The organism is Streptomyces sp. BBFR2, from assembly GCF_044497305.1.
GTDB lineage: Bacteria > Actinomycetota > Actinomycetes > Streptomycetales > Streptomycetaceae > Streptomyces.
The window spans coordinates 4,495,418-4,512,940 of the sequence record NZ_CP172415.1 but is presented as its reverse complement, the minus strand read 5'-3'; the positions used below and the strand labels follow the sequence as shown (position 1 = coordinate 4,512,940).

Annotated in this window: 20 protein-coding genes and 1 pseudogene; 13 read left to right on the top strand and 8 right to left on the bottom strand. The window is 70.4% G+C overall.

Going from position 1 to position 17,523, the window contains the following annotated elements:
• Positions 1-165 precede the first annotated feature (165 nt).
• The gene (locus ACGH2B_RS18350) at positions 166-1,479 is read right to left on the bottom strand and encodes a DUF445 domain-containing protein (RefSeq protein ID WP_399090527.1); all 1,314 of its coding nucleotides are present in this window, start codon (positions 1,477-1,479) and stop codon (positions 166-168) included.
• A 356-nt stretch (positions 1,480-1,835) separates the two neighbouring features.
• On the opposite strand from ACGH2B_RS18350, the gene ACGH2B_RS18345 reads away from it, so the two are divergent.
• The 6 genes from ACGH2B_RS18345 to ACGH2B_RS18320 all read left to right on the top strand — a co-directional run bounded on the left by ACGH2B_RS18345 (position 1,836) and on the right by ACGH2B_RS18320 (position 5,734).
• Positions 1,836-3,146, top strand: a complete 1,311-nt coding sequence (locus ACGH2B_RS18345) for an SGNH/GDSL hydrolase family protein (RefSeq protein ID WP_399090524.1) — start codon at positions 1,836-1,838, stop codon at positions 3,144-3,146.
• A 165-nt stretch (positions 3,147-3,311) separates the two neighbouring features.
• On the top strand, positions 3,312-3,530 hold the full coding sequence (locus ACGH2B_RS18340; RefSeq protein ID WP_399090522.1) for a hypothetical protein: 219 nt from the start codon (positions 3,312-3,314) through the stop codon (positions 3,528-3,530).
• Positions 3,517-4,047, top strand: a complete 531-nt coding sequence (locus ACGH2B_RS18335; protein WP_399090519.1) for a DUF6879 family protein — start codon at positions 3,517-3,519, stop codon at positions 4,045-4,047. The genes ACGH2B_RS18340 and ACGH2B_RS18335 overlap by 14 nt, the downstream gene beginning before the upstream one ends.
• Entirely contained in the window at positions 4,031-4,888 is an 858-nt protein-coding gene (locus tag ACGH2B_RS18330; protein WP_399090516.1) for a helix-turn-helix domain-containing protein, read from the top strand. Before ACGH2B_RS18335 ends, ACGH2B_RS18330 begins: the two co-directional genes overlap by 17 nt.
• 80 nt (positions 4,889-4,968) lie before the next feature.
• Complete coding sequence (locus tag ACGH2B_RS18325) at positions 4,969-5,199, top strand: DUF397 domain-containing protein (RefSeq protein WP_399090513.1); 231 nt, start codon at positions 4,969-4,971, stop codon at positions 5,197-5,199.
• Between the two features lie 34 nt (positions 5,200-5,233).
• Complete coding sequence (locus ACGH2B_RS18320; RefSeq protein ID WP_399090510.1) at positions 5,234-5,734, top strand: hypothetical protein; 501 nt, start codon at positions 5,234-5,236, stop codon at positions 5,732-5,734.
• A 129-nt stretch (positions 5,735-5,863) separates the two neighbouring features.
• On the opposite strand, the gene ACGH2B_RS18315 is transcribed toward ACGH2B_RS18320, so the two are convergent.
• Positions 5,864-6,556: a hypothetical protein gene (locus tag ACGH2B_RS18315; protein ID WP_399090507.1), complete on the bottom strand. Its 693-nt coding sequence runs from the start codon at positions 6,554-6,556 to the stop codon at positions 5,864-5,866.
• A gap of 233 nt (positions 6,557-6,789) precedes the next feature.
• On the opposite strand from ACGH2B_RS18315, the gene ACGH2B_RS18310 reads away from it, so the two are divergent.
• Positions 6,790-7,263 (top strand): GNAT family N-acetyltransferase, encoded by a 474-nt coding sequence (locus ACGH2B_RS18310; RefSeq protein WP_399090504.1) that lies wholly within the window; start codon positions 6,790-6,792, stop codon positions 7,261-7,263.
• A 20-nt stretch (positions 7,264-7,283) separates the two neighbouring features.
• Here the strand turns inward: ACGH2B_RS18310 and ACGH2B_RS18305 are convergent.
• From ACGH2B_RS18305 to ACGH2B_RS18280, 6 genes and pseudogenes are all read right to left on the bottom strand, one after another.
• Positions 7,284-7,454, bottom strand: a pseudogene (locus tag ACGH2B_RS18305) (GNAT family N-acetyltransferase); the annotation flags it as partial.
• Positions 7,455-7,811: 357 nt separating this feature from the next.
• Positions 7,812-11,159, bottom strand: coding sequence for an FG-GAP-like repeat-containing protein (locus ACGH2B_RS18300; protein ID WP_399090501.1), 3,348 nt, complete (start codon positions 11,157-11,159; stop codon positions 7,812-7,814).
• A 528-nt stretch (positions 11,160-11,687) separates the two neighbouring features.
• Positions 11,688-12,812 (bottom strand): methyltransferase domain-containing protein, encoded by a 1,125-nt coding sequence (locus ACGH2B_RS18295; RefSeq protein ID WP_399090498.1) that lies wholly within the window; start codon positions 12,810-12,812, stop codon positions 11,688-11,690.
• A gap of 268 nt (positions 12,813-13,080) precedes the next feature.
• Complete coding sequence (locus ACGH2B_RS18290; protein WP_399090495.1) at positions 13,081-13,404, bottom strand: DUF397 domain-containing protein; 324 nt, start codon at positions 13,402-13,404, stop codon at positions 13,081-13,083.
• A gap of 153 nt (positions 13,405-13,557) precedes the next feature.
• A complete protein-coding gene (locus tag ACGH2B_RS18285; RefSeq protein WP_399090492.1) occupies positions 13,558-13,764 on the bottom strand; it encodes a DUF397 domain-containing protein in 207 nt (68 codons plus the stop codon).
• The gene (locus ACGH2B_RS18280; RefSeq protein WP_399090490.1) at positions 13,761-14,588 is read right to left on the bottom strand and encodes a helix-turn-helix domain-containing protein; all 828 of its coding nucleotides are present in this window, start codon (positions 14,586-14,588) and stop codon (positions 13,761-13,763) included. Before ACGH2B_RS18280 ends, ACGH2B_RS18285 begins: the two co-directional genes overlap by 4 nt.
• A 107-nt stretch (positions 14,589-14,695) precedes the next feature.
• Between ACGH2B_RS18280 and ACGH2B_RS18275 the strand changes: the two genes are divergently transcribed.
• The 6 genes from ACGH2B_RS18275 to ACGH2B_RS18250 all read left to right on the top strand — a co-directional run bounded on the left by ACGH2B_RS18275 (position 14,696) and on the right by ACGH2B_RS18250 (position 17,514).
• A complete protein-coding gene (locus tag ACGH2B_RS18275; protein ID WP_399090487.1) occupies positions 14,696-14,953 on the top strand; it encodes a hypothetical protein in 258 nt (85 codons plus the stop codon).
• Positions 14,950-15,420, top strand: a complete 471-nt coding sequence (locus ACGH2B_RS18270) for a hypothetical protein (protein WP_399090484.1) — start codon at positions 14,950-14,952, stop codon at positions 15,418-15,420. The genes ACGH2B_RS18275 and ACGH2B_RS18270 overlap by 4 nt, the downstream gene beginning before the upstream one ends.
• 2 nt (positions 15,421-15,422) lie before the next feature.
• On the top strand, positions 15,423-15,608 hold the full coding sequence (locus ACGH2B_RS18265) for a hypothetical protein (protein WP_399090481.1): 186 nt from the start codon (positions 15,423-15,425) through the stop codon (positions 15,606-15,608).
• Positions 15,609-16,032: 424 nt separating this feature from the next.
• Entirely contained in the window at positions 16,033-16,341 is a 309-nt protein-coding gene (locus tag ACGH2B_RS18260; protein WP_399090478.1) for a hypothetical protein, read from the top strand.
• A 30-nt stretch (positions 16,342-16,371) separates the two neighbouring features.
• The gene (locus ACGH2B_RS18255; RefSeq protein ID WP_399090475.1) at positions 16,372-16,698 is read left to right on the top strand and encodes a hypothetical protein; all 327 of its coding nucleotides are present in this window, start codon (positions 16,372-16,374) and stop codon (positions 16,696-16,698) included.
• A 72-nt stretch (positions 16,699-16,770) separates the two neighbouring features.
• Positions 16,771-17,514, top strand: a complete 744-nt coding sequence (locus ACGH2B_RS18250; RefSeq protein WP_399090472.1) for an ATP-binding cassette domain-containing protein — start codon at positions 16,771-16,773, stop codon at positions 17,512-17,514.
• Positions 17,515-17,523: the final 9 nt, after the last annotated feature.

Sequence of the window (17,523 nt, the reverse complement as noted above, 5' to 3'; positions counted from 1 at the left end):
CCCGGCGTCAGGCGCGGGCCCGGCGCACGGCCGGTCGGCGGGGTGCGGGCCGGCCCCGGCCCCGTACGGCCCTGGCCGCGTACGGCCCCGGCGCCGGGCGCGCCCCGGCCCCACTCCCCCACCGGGCCCCGGCCCCGTACCGCCCTCAGGCGCCCGGGGCCGTCCTCACCCCCCGAACGCCCGCGACACCGCGTAGATGCACAGTCCGGCCAGTGCGCCCACCACGGTGCCGTTGATCCGGATGAACTGCAGGTCGCGGCCGATGTGGGCCTCGATCTTGCGGGAGGTCTGCTCGGCGTCCCAGGAGGCGACGGTGTCGGTGATCAGGGCGGTGATCTCGTGCTGATACGTCGTCACGACGTAGACGGCGGCGCCCTCCAGCCAGCCGTCGACCTTGCCCTGGAGGCGTCCGTCCCGGGCGAGGCGCTGCCCGAGGGAGAGGAGGGCGGCGCGGGCCCGCTGCCGCAGTTCGCTGTTCTCGTCCTCCGCCGCCGCCACGATCATCGTGCGGACCGCGGTCCAGGCGGACGTGATGAGGTCCTGCACCTCGTCGCGGGCGAGCACCTCGGACTTGAGGCGTTCGACGCGGGCCCGGGTGTCCGGATCGTGCTGGAGATCGGCGGCGAAGTCGGTGAGGAAGCGGTCCAGGGCGCCGCGCGCCGGATGCTCGGGCATGTCCCGCATCTCGGTGACGAAGCGCAGCAGTTCCTTGTAGACCCGGTCGCCCACCTTCCGGTCGACGAACCGCGGTGTCCAGCCGGGCGCGCCGCCGGAGACCGCGCTCATCACCGAGTCGCCGTGGGTGACCAGCCAGTCGTGGGCGCGGGCGCACACCAGGTCCACCACCCGCCGGTGACCGCCGTCCGTGACGATCTTGCCGAGCAGGGTGCCGAGTCCGGGCGCGATCTCCTGCGCGTCGGCCCGCCGGGTGATCGCCTCCCCCACGACCGCCTGTACGTCGCTGTCGCGCAGCACGGTCAGCGCGCCGCGCAGCGCGGTGGACAGTTCGGCGGTCACCCGGTCGGCGTTACGGGGCTCCGCCAGCCAGCCGCCGAGGCGGCGGCCGATGCCGACGGAGCGCAGCCGGCGGCGCACCACCTCGTCGGAGAGGAAGTTCTCCCCGACGAACTCGCCGAGGCTCTGCCCCAGTTGGTCCTTCTTGGTGGGGATGATGGCGGTGTGCGGGATGGGCAGCCCCATGGGCCGTTTGAACAGCGCGGTCACCGCGAACCAGTCGGCCAGCGCGCCCACCATGCCCGCCTCGGCGGCCGCGGCGACGTATCCGGTCCAGCCCCCGGCGCCGGCCGTCCCGGCCCATTTCGCCAGGGCGTAGAGCACCGCGACGCCCAGCAGCAGGCCGGTGGCGAGCGTCTTCATCCGCCGTACGGCCCGGCGTCTTTCCTGGTCGGCGGCGGTTCCCGGGCCGGTGCCGGCCGATTGGGCCGCGTGCGGCGCCGACGTCGTCTGCGTGCGTTCCATCCACTCCACCCGTTCCCGGATCCCGCGGTGCGGCGCACCGCGGACCGGCCGCGCCGCCGCCGTGTCCCGGCGGCGTCCGGCCGTCTGCGTCAACTGTGACCCACCCGGTATCCACCGCGGGAACGCACCGCGGGCCCCGCGCGTCCCCACCAGGAGGGGCGCGCGAAGGGCGCCGGGCGCCCCCCGGGTCCGCCGTGGGATCATGGCGGGACCGATCGGACCGCAACGGTGCCGCTGATCGCCGGATGCCCAGGTCCGCCGCCTTCCGCACGGCGAAGGCGGCGGCAGCCGACGCGCCCGGCAGCCCCTGCCCGCCCGGAGCCCGCGGCTCCGCCGTCCCAGGAGATCCGCCCCGCATGAAGAAAAGTGTGGGCTACGCCCTGCTCGCCGGTCTGGCGGCCGTGGTGGTGCTCGTCTCGACCGCCATCTTCGTCGGCTTCGGCGGCACCGGCCGGTCCTGGGACACCGCCACCGGCCGGTCCCGCAACCCGGCGGCGCCCGCCGTCTCCGGCCAGTGGGTCGGTACGTGGTCGGCGTCGGCGGCGGCGGCGGAGCCGGGCACCCTGGACGGCTACGCGGGCATGTCGATCCGGAACGTCGTGCACACCAGCGTCGGCGGCTCCCGCGCCCGCATCCAGTTGTCGAACCTCTACGGCACCCGCCCGCTGCCGGTCAGCCACGCCTCCCTGGCGCTGGCCGCGGCGCCCAGCGACCCGACGGCCGCGGCGGGCACGATGCGCCGCCTCGCCTTCGGCGGCCGCCCGGCGGTGACCATCCCGGCGGGCGGCGCGGTCACCAGCGACCCGGTCCGGCTGGCCGTCCCCCAGGACGCGGACCTGCTGGTCACCACGTACTCCCCGTCGCCGTCCGGCCCGGCCACGTACCACCCGTACGCCCGGCAGACGTCGTACCTGGCGCGTGGTGACCGTACGGAGGACACGACGGGCGCCGCGTACACCGAGCAGAGCCCGTACTGGCGTTATCTGACCGGCGTCGACGTGTGGAGCAACGAGGCGCACGGCGCGGTCGTGGTGATCGGCGACTCGATCACCGACGGCATCACCTCCACCGCGGGCGCCAATCACCGCTGGACGGACTTCCTCGCCACCCGCCTGCGCACCGAACCTGGCGCCCCCCGCTACGGCGTCCTCAACCAGGGCATCAGCGGCAACCGCCTGCTCGTCGACGGCTCCCGCTTCTCCCCCAACAACGGCCCCAGCATGCTGTCCCGCTTCGACCGCGACGCGCTCTCCCGCAGCGGGGTGAAGGCGGTCGTGGTGGAGACCGGCATCAACGACCTGCTCAAGACGCCGCGCCAGTACGACCCGCAGAAGATCATCGCCGGGATGCGGCAGGTGGTCCGCGACGCCCACGCCCGCGGTCTGCGGGTGACCGGCGCCACCCTCACCCCGTTCAGCGGCCACCGCGGCTACAACGCCAAGCTCGAAGCGGTCCGCAGCAAGGTCAACGCGACCATCCGCTCCGGCTCCGTCTTCGACGAGGTCGTCGACTTCGACAAGGCCCTCCGCGACCCCTGGTCCCCCGAACGCCTCCGCCCCGCCTACGACTCCGGCGACCACCTCCACCCCAGCGACGAGGGCTTCCGCGCGATGGCCGACGCGGTCAACCTGGACCATCTGCGACGGGCGGCGCCGGCTTCGTTGTGAGGGGGCCGCGTGGTGAGAGTGCCGCCCTCATCCCAGGTCAGCGCCGTATGACCGCGCCTCACAGCCCCTGAGTTATGCGAGTACGTGACTGACGGCCCGCTGCTCTTGTGGCGCGGGGGCTGGGCTCCGTACCTTGCTGATCACCGAGACCTGAGGGGGAGTTCCGTGGACGTATTACGCATGATCGCGGGCGGGCCGTGCAGCGGCGGGGACGATGACACGTGCGGCGACGGCGACTGCCCGACCGTGTACGAGACGGCGGACCCTCTGATGCTGGCAGTTCAGGGGTACGACGTGGCCCGGCGGACGCCTGAGGGCGAGTCGGTGGTCCTGATTCCCGAGACGATTCTGAAGGAGGCCGCCCGTGTCCGTGGCTGGCTCTAGTCCGATCTTCCTGGACGGCGAGGAATGGCGGGCGTATTCGCGGGACTTCAAGCGCTCCGCGTTCCGCCTGGAGGTCCATCAGACGTACACGATGCCCGGCGAGGCGGAGACGCTGCGGGCGTTCCTCGCCGGAGAGCCGCGACCGGACGGTTTCAACGCCCGGTGGCACGGCCTGATCCGGGGCCACATGTCGGCCGGGCGCACGATGACGCGGGCCAAGATCGTGCGGCGGCCGCTGACCGACTACAGCCGCTATCTGTTCGAATGGGGCATCCCCGGAAATGTCGCGGCCGGGGAGGACTACCGGATCATTGATCTGACGGACACTCCGAACCCGGGACTTCCGGAACAGGATTTCTGGCTTTTCGACGAAACCACCGTGGTGCATCTGAATTACCGTGCCGACGGCACGCAGATCAACCGGGAGCTGATCCAGGACCCGGACATCGACAAATACCTCGCATGGCGGGATCTGGCACTCGAAAGCGCAGTTCCTTTTAGTGTCGATCGAGCCTGAGGAGCAGGGACGGGAGCGTAAGGATCTGGCGGGGGCTCTCCGGAGCCTCCGCCGTGCTTCCGGTTTGAGCGGCGAGCGCCTGGCCCTTCGCTGCAACATGAGCCAGACGAAGATCAGCCGCATCGAGACCGGTCGGGCCCTGCCGACCGTCATGGATGTCGAACGCATCCTGAAGGCCCTGGCGGTGCCCGCCGAAGTGGCCGACGAGATACTGCGGCTCGCCCGCCGGGCGAATGTCGATTACGCATCGTGGCGCACCTACGCCCGTATGGGTCTTTACCGCAAACAGGCGGAGTTGAAGGCCCTGGAATCCTCCTCACGGGAGATGAGGCATTTCCTCCCGGCTGTCCCCACCGGACTTCTGCACGTCCGGGACTACGCGGTCGCCACGCTGTCGCCCACCGTCGAGAGCGCTCCCGCCCGTGACGTGACCAGGGCGGTTGATGCCCGCATGGAGCGCCAGCGGGTGTTGGACGACACCTCTCGGTCGTTCTTCTTCCTGATGACCGAGCAGGCCGTCCGGTGGCGTCGCGCCGCTTCGGACGTCATGGCCGCGCAGTGCGCCCACATGGCGAAGGTGAACGAGAAGCCGAACGTTCACCTGGGAGTGATTCCGCAATCGGCCGAGGTTCCCGGAACACCCATGAACATTTTCGTCATCTACGACGACCGGCTCGTCACCGTCGAACTCTTCTCCGGGGAAGTCGTACTGCGGGACCCCCGGGACATATCCCAGCACCTTTCCCTGTTCGACCTCTTCTGGTCGCATTCCCGCACCGGAGATGCCGCCACGGAGTTCCTCACGGATACCGCCCAGGGCTTTATGCGTCAACGTAACTAGGTCTTTTTTCACCACCGCCACGTCCCGATGATGAATTCACGGCGAAAAACGCCGCGAACTCCACAACAGGGAGGCACCCCATGTCCGCATCCGACCTTTACGCACTTCCCTTGGACGGCATCACATTCCGGAAGGCCTGCGGCGGCAGCACCCATCCCGACGGTGAGTCCTGCGCCACGCTCGCGGAGATCGGGCCCGGTGTGTGGGCGCTGGGGGACAGCAAGCGGCCCGGGGCGGAGCCGTTGCGGTTCACCGGTGCCGAGTTGGCCGCGGCGGGCATCGACCCGGCCCGTTTCACCGTTTCGGCCTGACCGGCCGCCCCGATTCCCTTCCCAGGAAGCTCCGTTGCACTTCCACGCCTACGTATGGACCGGGCCGAAGCAGCGTTTCGACGAGGAGGCGTTGCGGCGGCCGCCGTATCCCGAGCCGCCGCCGGCGGACGGCGGGCCGGAGCTGATCCGGCGGTACAAGGAGGTGGCGGCGGAGTTCCCCGTCGTGGATCTGCCGCCGCTGGAGACGGCACGTTGGCTGGTCAAGCCGGGTGTGCTGGTGCGCGGCACCTGGGACGGGCCAAAGGAGGCGGCGGGCTGGCTCGGGGAGCGGCTCGCCGCGTACGGGCCGCGGTTCGCGTCGGCGCCGGACCGGGCGCCCGCGCGGGCGGCGGCCCTGGCCCGCAGCGCCGCCGAACGGCTCGGGCAGGGCGGCGACGTCGCCCACGGCTTCTACCTGGAGCGTCCGGCGTTCCTCTCCCTGGCGCTGGTGTGCTGCTCACCGAACCGCGCCCTTCCGGAGCTGCGCTGTCCGCTGGGCCAAGGGCCGCCCACCGGGCCGAAACCCGCCCGTTGAGGCAAGAGACGCCCGGCGCCTCACCGGCTGCCCACTGAGGAAAGGGCTGCCCGCCAGGCCATGAGCCGCCCGTTCAGCCGAGGCCCGCCCGTCCAGCCAAGACCTGCCCGTTGAGGCAACGCCCCCACTTCAACAACCTCCCGCTGACCCAGACCCCCCACTCAACTCCCCGTGCAGCTCCCGGAGATAGGGATGATCCAGACGAGTGTCCTCGACCCGTCCGCGGGCGTCGGTGAGGAGCCAGTCCAGGAGTTCCGGGGTCGCGTGGTACTCGTTGTAGAAGCCCAGGTGCAGGTCGGTGAGTTCGTACTCGAACAGCACGTCGTCGATGAGGTCGGCGAGGTGGGCGTCGGCGGTGGGGGTGCGGGTGGTGGTCCAGATGTCCAGCCAGGGGCGCAGGGTGTGGGTGGCCACGGTGATGAGGCTGAGGGTTTCCCTGATGCGGACGGGGCTGGGGTGGGTGTGCAACGTGGCTCGCCACCAGGCCGTCCAGACGTCGTGGAGGGCGTCGGCCAGGGGTTTGTCCCAGGTGGTCCAGGACGCCTCCCGCAGGCGGGTGGCGATGAGGTCCTCGTCGACGTGGAACTCGCCGGTGACGACGGGACGGATGATGCGCGGGGTCAGCCGGCGGTAGAGGCGGGGGAAGTCGTCCCAGTGGCTGGGCACTTCCTGGGCGACGGAGGAGACCATGTCGTCGGAGATCAGGTGCAGGGGCCCGGCGAGTTCGGCGAGGTCGCGCTCGCCGTAGCAGTAGGTGCAGCCGCCGACGGGGAAGGGCTCTTCGCGGGCGAACGCGCGGTCCAGCGCGTCGAGCGCGGTCATGAGGTCCTGCTGATGGCGCTGCGGGTGAGGGGAGAGAGGAGACATGTGCGGCCTGCCGGGGACTCCGTCCGGGTGACCGGCGAAGAGCGCAGGGTATCAGCGCGGCCGGGCGGCGGCCGCGCCCTGTGGACGGTCGCCCGTCCCCCGGCGAACGGCGACCGCGCGCCCGGCGTACAAGCCTCCCAGGCCGAAATCCCCTCGCCTCACGCCCGTACGGCCGCGAAACTCACCCCATGACCTCCGACTTCACCGTGCGCCCGGCCCGCCCCTCCGATGCCCGCTCCTTGGCCGCACTGCGGTGGAGGTTCAAGCAGGAGGATCACGCGGGGCGGCCGCCGGAGCCGGACCGGCCGCCGGAGGAGGCCGAGCGGTGGATCCGTGAGCGGCTCGGCGACGGCCGCTGGCTGGCCTGGGTCGCGGAGCGCGGCGGGGAGTTGTGCGGCCATGTCTTCCTCTGCCCGGTGGAGCGGATGCCGGAGCCCTACGAGGACAACGCGCCGATCGGATACGTCACGAACTTCTACGTCACCCCGCCGCGACGGAACAGGGGAACCGGCGCGGCCCTCCTGGAGGCGCTGAAGCGGCACTGCCGCACCGCCGGTTTCGAGACCTTGATCGTCTGGCCGTCCGAGCGCAGCGACCCGCTCTACCGGCGCTCCGGCTTCCTGCCCTCGGAGGAGCTGCGGGAGCTTTCCCTCGGTTCCTGAAGGGCTCGGCTCCGGCGCCCGGCGATGCGGGCCGGGGCGTCCTCGGGGGTGAAGCGGGCGGCGGCGACGATGTTGAAGGTGTCGTCGGCCAGTCCGCTGTCGGCGATGACCAGCTCGTCGGTCTCGGTGACGGACGCGCCGGCCAGGCTCCGGTGCAGGTGGCAGGCGTGCTCGGCCACGTTCCGTTCCATCCGCGCCAGCACGTCGGCGTCTTCGGGACGGGGAGCGGGCGGGGAGAGGGGCGAGTCAGGGGTACGGGGGTGCTGCGGGAGGTGCGGGGAGGTCATGGCATCCGATCCCAGCACGGCGGCGCGAGAACGGCACGGCAATTGTGCGGCCCCCGCCGGATCGGGCCGCCCGGGGCACGGACAGCCGCCGGGTGGCTTGATGTTCATCGGCCCGGCCCAGGCCCGGAATGTGCCCGCCTTGGTGCTCGCGGCGAAGGACGCGAAGGCGGTGGGCCACACAGAAGCCGGGCCGTACCCGCCGATCGGTGGGTACGGCCCGCTCAACTCCCTTTCACGACGGGGCGCGCGGCCTCGCGCGCCCTACGTATTGCCGCCCAGATTGAGCCAGGCGCGGACGGAGCCGCCGCCGTAGACGACGGTGTAGTCGGCCTTGCCGTCGCCGCTGATGTCGCGGAACGCCACCTTGTCGCCGGGGTAGTCGGTCTCGTTGACGAAGTAGCGGTGTTCGGTGAAGCGGTGGGGGGTCTTGTCGCCGTTGTTGAGGTAGGCGTGCACGGCTCCGTGTTTGCCGACCATGAGGTAGTCGGCCTTGCCGTCGCCGCTGACGTCCGCCAGCCGCAGCATGTCGCGGGAGCCGTAGAAGACGCCGGGTGCCCAGTAGCGGTGTTTCTCCCAGGACCATCGGCCGTTGGGGTGCGTGGGGCGGTTGTAGTAGGCGTGTATGGAGCCGTTCTTGCCTACCTGGAGGAAGTCGTCGCGGCCGTCGCCGGTGACGTCGGCGAAGCGGATGGCCTCCTGCCGGACGCCGAACCCTGCCGGGTTGTCCAGGACGTGGGTGCCGTCCCAACTGAATTTTCCGTTCTTCAGCCCCCTGTTCAAAAAGACGTGCATGGGGTCCTCGCTGCTGCTGCGGGGCGGTACGAGGAGGAAGTCGGCGCGTCCGTTCCCGTCGATGTCGGCGATGCGGATGACCCAGTTGTCCCGGCCACCGGTGAGGCGGGTGCCGGGGTTCACCTCTTCCCAGCGCGGTTTGCCGGGCTTGCCCTTGCGGTTGAGGGCGATGCGCACCTTGCGGTCGCCGCCGATCCGTACGTAGTCGTCGCGTCCGTCCCCGTCGAAGTCGGCGAGGTCGGTGCTGCCGGCGGGGTAGGACATGCCGGGGGCGATGGCGCCCAGTGCACGCCAGCCGGGGCCCGCCTTGCTCTTGTCGGGGTCGCATCCGGCGTCGGGCTTCTGCGGGGCGGGCTTTTCGATCCAGCCCTTGGCCGCGGCGTCCAGGATTCCGCGGTTGAAGTCGTAGCCGATTTTCGCGTAGCCGTTGTCGTTGGGGTGGGCGTCGTGTTCCAGGCCGTCGCTGACCTTGACGTCGCTGGTGTCGGTCAGCACCACATGCTTGCCGGCGGCGCGGAGTTCGGAGACGACGCCGGGCAGTTTGGCGTTGAACGCGTCGATGTAGGGCTGGAGGCCGGGCTTTCCGGTCGGGATGACCTTCGCGACGACGACCACCGCCTTCGGTGATTCGTTCAGCACCCTCTCGATCAGGTCCTTCATCCGCAGATGTGCCGTCGCCAGGTCGTGTTCCTGGTTGAAGTCGTTGGTCCCGGCGTGCAGCGTGATCACGTTCGGCTGGTAGCGGGGCACCGAGCATGCGGCGTACTTCGCGATCTGGTCGATGCGCTTGCCCGGGTGCCCTTCGTTGTCCCGGTCGGCCATGGTGCCGTTGTGCACGTTGCCGACGAAGTCGACGCGGTTCTGCCCCTCGCCGGTCTCCTGCTCAAGGACGTCGTACAGCTCGTCGCGGTAGCCGTTGCCGTCGGAGCTCTGTTTGCCGAAGGTGATCGAGTCGCCCAGGGGCATCACGCGCAGGTCCCGCTTCTTCAGCCCCGGCTTGGTGTCCGGATCCGTGATCTTCCAGCTCTGCTCCTCGGTGTCGTTGCACGGCAGGAGCTTGAGGGGGCGGTCTTGGTCCGTGTGGGCCGTCAGGCACAGGTTGTTCGCTTCGTTGCGGTAGCGGATGGTGCCGTCCTCGTACCGCTCGCCCAGCCAGCGCTGGCGGGCACCGTCGGCGTCGCTTCCGCTGTCACACCCCCGCACCGCGGCGAACTTGTAGGGCCCGTCGAGCGTCTCGTCCGCCCCGAGGCACAGGCTGCCGTTGAACGGGTCCGTGAACCGCACGAGGTTGTCGTCCGGACTGACCTGCTCGATGTTCCAGCTCGCCCGGGAGGTGTCCGACTTTCCGTGGCGCGGCTTGGGCGCGGGCGTGACCGGGCTTTCGGACTCGTGGCTGCCGCGGGCCGCACGCAGGCCGTACCGGGCGGATTCCAGGCGGATGTCCTTGGCGGCGTCCGGCCAGTCCCCGGACAGCGCGACGGCGTCGTCCCACCAGTACTGGTCGGTGTCCTTCTCGGCGCACGGCTCGGCGATCACATGGGGGCCGAGCCGGGCCAGGCAGAGAGTGGGGAGGGCGACGTTCCGCCAGCGCTGTGCTCCCCCGTTGCTCTCCTTCAGCTCCATGTCGACGCCGGTGCCGACGTCGGTGAGCGTCCATTGCGCCCGTGTGTTGCCGCACGGCCCGTCCTCGATGACACCGGGCCGGTCCGGCTTGGCGTCCAGTCTGATGGCGGGGCAGATGTCCTCGTCGCCGCGCGCGGTGCGGGCGCCTCCGCTGCCGCCACCGAGGAAGGCCAGCCGGTGGGCGCCGCCACGGGTGTTGCGGAAGAGGAAGCGGTGCGCGGCCCGGCCCATCTGGTAGGCGCCGAACCGGGTGCGCCGGATCCCCTGGTGGTGTTGGCCTCGCACCTGGATGGTGCGGAGGCGGGTCGGCATGAGCGGCAGATCGGGGGCTCCCGCCCGCGCGAACCGGAGCGGCACGTGGTCGGCTCCGCCGCCGTTCGGGATGGTCGCCTGCAGATTGTCCGGCAGGCCGCGCGTGATCGCGAAGTCCAGCTCGGTCCGTCTGTCACCGGAGATGTGGGTCGGGTAGGTGGTGCGCAGCAGCCGCTCCCCGTCCTCCATGGTCAGCCTTGTGCGGGCCTCTTCCGCGTCGAGGTTGTGGATGTCCCTGTTGTAGTCGCCGATCAGGGCCCAGTTGGGTGCCTCCGGGTGCCGGGCGGCGAAGGCGCGGACCCGCTGGATCAGACGCGGGACGTCGTTGTTGCGGGCGTGGATGTCCCAGTACCAGGTGTTCCCGTACCGCACGCCGAACAGCGGACGGTACCGGTAGGCGTTGCCCCGGCCGGTCCGGCGGTAGAGCGGGTTCTCCAGTACGCGGACCTCGTCGGCCGGGGTGTCGGTGACGATCGCCAGGTTCACCCGGCCGCCCCGCCACCTGTCCCGGCGCAGGATCCGGCTCCGTTGGGGGTCGGTCTGCAGGTAGTACACGTAGCGGATTCCCTGGCCGACCTGCCAGCGGGTGATCGAGTAGTGGTTGGGCAGGTTGTTCGGGGTGCGGGCGATCTGGATCCGCTGGTAGTTGTTCGCCGTCCCGGGCGCCGGGCGGGGCGGCCCGGGGCCGACCTCCTGCAGTGCCAGCAGTACGCCCCGCCCGGCCCTCGGCGCGACTTCCTCGGTCCACCGGGCGCCACGGTTGGAGCCCTGCATGTTGTACGTGCCGAACTCCGACGGTCGGTTGTCGTCCTGGGCGTACGCGGGCGTCGCGACCGGTGGCACGGTCAGCAGGGCCGCGAGTGCGCTCAGGGCGGTGACCACGGCGGTGATCCACCGCCGTCGTGCCGTGATGGTCCGCGTGGCCCCCCGGCTCCGCGGACGGTTGTCTCTCCTCATGGAGCAAGTCCCTCCCCGTTGTTCGTCGGCCTGAGGAGACGGCGGGGCGGCCCGCGCGGTTCGCGGCCCGTCGGGATCCGGCCCCTTCCGCGCGCCGCGCGTTCCGTGCCGCGTGTCGGGGCGGTGGCCAGGGCGGATGGATCACGCGGTACGCGGGTGCGGCGGGGGCGTCCGCCCGGCCGCGCATCCGGCGGGCGTTCCGGAAGAGCCGCCCTGGCCTGGGGCGATGCCGCGTCGGGCGGACTCCCGGGGTGCGGGACTACGTTGTCCGGTTCGGTTCCGGCGGGCAACGGGAATGCGTCACGGCGGCGGTCCGCCCCGGGACCGCCGCCGCACCTCGGTCCGGCTCAGCCCCGGAAGGCGTCCGTCTTGACGCCTTCGACGAAGGAGGCGAAGGCGGTGGCGGGGCTGGGGCGGCAGGCCCCAGCCCCGCACGCCGGCGTCACCCCGGCGTCACGGACCGGCGGCCTCACGCGGCAGCATCGCGAGGATCGCTTCGGCCGGGTCGTGGAGCCACAGGTACTGGCCGTGTGGGGTAACCGTCAGGCCGAAGGACGAGGTGTCCGGACGGCCCCGGGCCGCGTACTCCGCCTCGGCCTCTTCGGCCTCCGCCCACAGGTCCCGCGGGCCGTACACCGTCACCGTTCCGCCACCGGCCACGGCCGCCGAACCGTCCTCGGCCTGGAGCCATACGGTCCGGACGTCCTGGTGGAAGCCGTGTGTCATCCGTACGCCGGGCAGCCGGGCGCTGCCGTACAGGGCGAAGCCCAGCGGGTGGAGGCGCTCCGGGGCCACGTCGGTCTTCCGGCGCCGCGCCGTGGTCGTGTCCGGTGACCCCGGCTTCGCCAACCGGTGGGAGCGCATGGGCATGTAGGAGGCGCCGTGGAAGAACCGGCCGGAGAGCTGCCCGTCGTCCTGACGGCCGAGGCGTACCGTGGCGCCGCCGTAGAAGACGTCGGTCGTCGGTGTCACCAGCACGCCATCCGGCGCGAGTTGACCGGCCAGGGCGCGGGGCACCTCGCGCAACGCGCAGGTGGACAGAATCCGGTCGTACGGAGCGTGCTCGGCGAGGCCCGCCCCGCCGTCCGCGACCCGCAGCGTGGGATGCAGCCCCTCGGCGTCGAGACGGGCCCGCGCCTGGGCGGCGAGCGCGGCATCGATCTCCACGGTGAAGACGTGGTCCTCGCCCACCCGTCGGCACAGCAGGGCGGCCACGTAGCCGGTGGCCGTGCCGATCTCCAGAACACGGTGGCCGGGCCGGACGTCCAGGGCGCTGAGCTGCCGGGCGACCATCGACGGCATGCTGTTGGAGGAGGTGGCGACGCCGGGCCCGCCCAGTTCCCCGTCGTCCAACTGGGTGACCACGGGCTGATCGCTGTAGATCAGCTCCATCCGCTCCTGGCCGGTCACCGCCTCGCAACCGCGCCGCAGTTGCTTCCACGCCGGGTCCGGTACGAAGCGGTGCCGTGGCGTCCGCTCCCATACCTCGCGCCACTCCGGCGAGAGCAGGCCGCGCTCGGCCAGTTCCCCGGCGAGCGCGGCCTGCCCCGGGTGGGCGGGTGACGGGGGTGCGGTCACGGGGCCACTTCCTGGGGACGGCTACCGTCCGGGCTCGGCTCCTCGTCCGGCACCGGCCAAGGCTGGTCATCCGGCGGACCGGCGTGTTTGCCGCCGTTGTGACGGATCACTGCGATACGGGGAGCGCGCATGGCGTCTTCCTCCACGAGTCGACTGGTTCGTGCCGCTGAATGCTAGGAAGCACCGGCGGCAGGCAAAAGGGGCGCACAGGGGCAGGCCACCCGGGGCATGGTCAGCCGCCGGGTGGCCTGGTGTTCATCAGCCTGACTCAGGCGCGGAACGCGTCCGCCTTGACGCCTTCGACGAAGGACGCGAAGGCGGTGGCGGGGACGCTCAGGCGCGGGCCGTCCGGGTTCTTGGAGTCGCGGACGGGGACGACGCCGTGTGAGGCGACGAGGACGGCGGTCACCTCGACACAGGCGCCGCCGTTGCTGCTGTGGGTGGATTTGAACCAGCGGTCGGCGGAGATCTCGATGCACTGGCCGCCGTTGTTGCTGTACGAGGACTTGAACCAGCGCTCGGCGGCCACCTCGACGCAAGCGCCACCGTTGTCGCTGTACGAGGACTTGAACCAATGCAGGGGCTCGGTCATCACGGCACTCCCTTTCGCAGCCTTGTCGGCACGCTCATGGATCGCTCCGAGAGTAGAAGCGCGGCGGCGGCGTCCGCGAGAGGGCGTACGAAAGCCCCGCCGGGCCTCCGGTCGGGAGGACGGGCGGGGCTTTTCGCCGTACGTCGGCCTGGCTCAGGCGCGGAACTCGTCCGCCTTGACGCCCGCGACGAAGGACGCGAAGGCGGTGGCAGGCACGCTCAGCGCCGGGCCCTGCGGGTCCTTCGAGTCACGGACGGGGACGATGCCGCGCGATGCGGCGAAGTTGGCGGCAATTTCGATGCACTGGCCGCCATGGTCGCTGTACGAGGACTTGAACCAGCGGGGAGATTCGGTCGTCACGGGGAGCCCTTTCGCAACTGCTTGATCATGGCCATGGATTCCGCCTGGGACGGTGCTTCGGCCTGTAGCTGATGGTAGGCCGTCAGCAGGGGCAGCACGAACGTGATATCCCGTTCAAGATACCCCTGTTGAGCAGACTCGGCATAGGCCATGAGCGAGCGGTCTGGCTGCGTCAGCACGGTGACCGGCAGGTTGAACGGGCGACGCGTCCCCATGTCGAACGGAGCCACCTGAACCACGGTGTGGGACAGCTCGGCGAATTCGAGCACCCGGTCCAACTGGGCGTTCATGACCTTCGTCCCGCCCACAGGTCGCCGTACGCAGCCCTCGTCCAGCACCACGAAGACCAGCGGCGGAGGCGTTCGGAGGAGGGCCGCCTGCCGTTCCGCGACGAGTTCGACCCGCTCCGGCGCCTGCTCCTCCGTGATCTCTCCGCGCTTCACTCCGCTCTCCGCCAGCGCCGTCGCGTACTCCGGCGTCTGTAGGAGTCCCGGTATCACTCCGACCTCGTACAGGCGGATCTCCGCCGCCTGTGCCTCGTGGGCGATGAACTGCGGGAAGCCCTCCAGCAGGCCGGAGTTCTGGAGTTTGCGCCACGCGCGTTCGAATTCTTCTCCCGTGCCCAGTGCTACGTCCGCCCTTCGGGCGAGTGGAAGAGTTGGGCGTTTGCGGCCAGTTTCCACGGCCGAGATATGAGTGCCGGAGTAGCCCATCCGCTCGGCCAACTCCTCCTGTGTCCAGCCGCGTTCCTCTCGTAACGTGCGCAAACGCGCTCCGAACGCGGCTTCCGGCGACTTGTCCGGGTCCAACTCCTTGCGATTCAAGGCGTGATCACCAACTTTTCCTCCCCGTGACACACGTTGAACGGTCCTCCCAACGTAGGCCAGCCTGAACCTCCCTGGTAGCGGAATGACTACGGAGAGGCACTATCGTGTCCGTCGAACGCAGGTCCGGAAAACGCGATCAGACTCCCTACCGCCCGCAGCGCGGCGAACTCGTAGCCGACGCCGAACGCCGCTGCCTCGCCTTCGCCAAGAGCGAGTTGTGCGGGGCGTGGTCGCTGCGGTCGCTGACCGGCGGCGAGGAGTGGGTGGTCGACGCGGCCCACCTCCGGCGCCCGTCCCGCGCCGAGCGACTGATCGCCGGGATCACGCTGGTCAACGCGCGCAGCCGAGGAGAGATCCTGTGAGCGGCTATCTCGCCGAAGTCCGCCTCCAGCGGCGGCAGGCGCACTCGGACGCCGACGCCACGCACACGGTCGGCGCGCTGTGGACCGTCTCGCCCGTCCTCGCCGTGCGGTGGCTGCGCGGGCAGGCGCTCCACCTCGCGGAACGGGTCGCGCCCGCTCCGGCACGGTCGCCACGGGCGTGGGCGTGGGCGACGCGGGGACCGGTAGCCGTCGGCGTACCGGATCGCGTCCGGCAGGTACGGGCGTGGGCGCAGGACGCGGCGGAGGAGCGCGCGGCGCGCGAGCACATCAAGCGCGGGCACGCCCTCTTCGTCACCCTCCCGGACGCCGAGCGCGTCCACACCCTGAGCATCTGGCCAGGTCAGACGCCGGGCGACGGCGGTCAGCCGCCGCCGGAACCGTTCCGGCACCGCATCGGCGGACTCACCCACCCGCTGTACGTCCTCGCCGAAGACCCCTGGAGGTAGCCATGGACGATCACTCCGCACAGAGGGACGGCTCCCCCGCCGCGCCGCGCGCCGGCACCGTGGGCGAGGACGTCCTCCGCGTCCACGAACTCACCGGCACCGACGACCCCCGCCCGAAATGCGGCGCCGGAGCGGGCGAACCGGTCGATGAATGGCTCCGCGCGATCAACTGCCCGAACTGCCGGTAACCGTCTCATACGGTAACGATTTCACAACCCCGCATGCTTCTCGGCGCCCTCCGCACCACCCCTCACGACAGCGCCCGACGGCACGGGACAGCTCCGGCGCGGCGCCGCAACTTACCGCACTATGGGGCGATTTGAACCTAACGCGGTGATGGCGCGGTCCGTCAGCAATTACGTCCCCTCAAGCCGTAGGCGGACAGTGCGAGTTGAAACAGCGGTCCTTTCCCGAAAGCGCTAACGGCCTTTACAAGTCCTCCACTTGCGTCGGGTGGCGAATAGCGCATTCAGGCACTCCGGTCCGCGAGATCACTTCTGGATCATGCGGCATAAGATCCTCGGCGGAAGGCCGCCCCAGAGATAGCGGGGGGTGGCCTCTTCGCTGTGCGCCTTTTCGCGCACGCACCGGAGACCACAGGAAGAAGACCGCATGAGGTTCAGGAATATGGCCACCAAGACCGCGCTGGGTATCAGCGCGGCGGCCGTCGTCGCCCTCGCGATCCCCGGTACCGCGCAGGCGGCACCGACCGCACAGGCGGCCGCAGGACTTTCCTGCAAGACCAGCGCAGGAAAGACCGGCGGGTGGGGCGAGTGCACCGGCAAGGGCAAGTGGCGGGCACGGGCCGACTGCGTGACCGAGCCCGATGACTATTCCGACTGGATGGTGCAGAGCGGCGGCAAGCACCGCATGTACGTCGGCTGCACCTTCAAGATCCGCGCCGTCTACATCCAGCAGTAATTCGCCGGACCGAGAGAAAAGAAAACCGCATTGAACAGCAAAATCGTCAAGGGCATGCTGACCGCCGCCACCGGGGCGCTCGCGGTCGTCGCCCTCTCCGCGGGCCAGGCCAGCGCCAGCGACACCGCCCCCGGCATCTCCCTCGCGAAGAGCTCCGGCTTCAGCTGCAAGAAGAGCGTCGGTAACACCGGCGGCTGGGCCGAGTGCACCGGCAAGGCCACCTGGCGCATCGAGTCGGACTGCGTCGCGCAGGCCGACCTCCGCAACGGCTGGTACGCCCAGTCCGGCGGCACCACCCGCCGCGGCGCCCCCGAGTGCCGCTTCAGCATCCGCGGCATCACCGTGGAAACGCGCTGACCACCGACGACCAGCGCTGAACACCCTTGGGGCGGCCATAAGGCCGCCCTGAGGCATTTCACGAGGAACGCCTTGAACATTCTGGAATTGGAAAACGTCACCCAAAGCTACGGCTCACGCATCGCCGTGAACCGGATCAGCCTTTCCCTGGGAATCGGTGCATTCGGCCTCCTGGGCCCCAACGGCGCGGGAAAAACCACGCTGCTGCGCACCATGGCCACCCGGATAACCCCGAAAAAGGGCACCGTCACATTCCGGGGAACACCGCTGCACGGCCGTAAGGAACTGCGCGCCTCCCGGCGCGACATCGGCTTCCTGCCGCAGTCGTTCGACTACCCCGAAAATTTCAGCGTGTTCGAGTTCGTCTCCTACTGCGCCTGGCTGCGCGAGCTGCCGTCGAAGCGGATACCCGAAGCCACCGCACAGGCGCTGGAGCGGACCGGTCTGACGGAAAAGGCGAAGACGCCCCTGCGGAAACTGTCGGGCGGCATGCTGCGCCGCGCCGGCATCGCCCAGGCGATCGTCGGCGAACCGGCGCTCATCATCTTCGACGAACCCACCACCGGGCTCGACCCGCGCCAACGGTCGGACTTCCGGAACCTGGTCCGCGACCTGAGCCGCACATCGAGCGTCGTCCTCAGCACCCACCTCGCGGAGGACGCCTCCCTCACCTGCACCGGAATCGGCGTACAGCACCAGGGCGAACTCCTCTTCCGGGGAACGGTCGGCGAGCTTGAGGACCGCGCGGAGCCCGGAACCGCGGGCGACACGGAGTTCGAACGCGGGTACACGTCTGTGATCGAAGGAAAGAACTGACCGTGGGCT

Excerpts from the sequence above, each read along its gene's own strand:
- ACGH2B_RS18350 (WP_399090527.1), bottom strand. The coding sequence starts at position 1,479 with ATGGAACGCACGCAGACGACGTCGGCGCCGCACGCGGCCCAATCGGCC.
- ACGH2B_RS18345 (WP_399090524.1), top strand. The coding sequence starts at position 1,836 with ATGAAGAAAAGTGTGGGCTACGCCCTGCTCGCCGGTCTGGCGGCCGTG.
- ACGH2B_RS18325 (WP_399090513.1), top strand. The coding sequence starts at position 4,969 with ATGTCCGCATCCGACCTTTACGCACTTCCCTTGGACGGCATCACATTC.
- ACGH2B_RS18315 (WP_399090507.1), bottom strand. The coding sequence starts at position 6,556 with ATGACCGCGCTCGACGCGCTGGACCGCGCGTTCGCCCGCGAAGAGCCC.
- ACGH2B_RS18310 (WP_399090504.1), top strand. The coding sequence starts at position 6,790 with ATGACCTCCGACTTCACCGTGCGCCCGGCCCGCCCCTCCGATGCCCGC.
- ACGH2B_RS18290 (WP_399090495.1), bottom strand. The coding sequence starts at position 13,404 with ATGACCGAGCCCCTGCATTGGTTCAAGTCCTCGTACAGCGACAACGGT.
- ACGH2B_RS18265 (WP_399090481.1), top strand. The coding sequence starts at position 15,423 with ATGGACGATCACTCCGCACAGAGGGACGGCTCCCCCGCCGCGCCGCGC.
- ACGH2B_RS18260 (WP_399090478.1), top strand. The coding sequence starts at position 16,033 with ATGAGGTTCAGGAATATGGCCACCAAGACCGCGCTGGGTATCAGCGCG.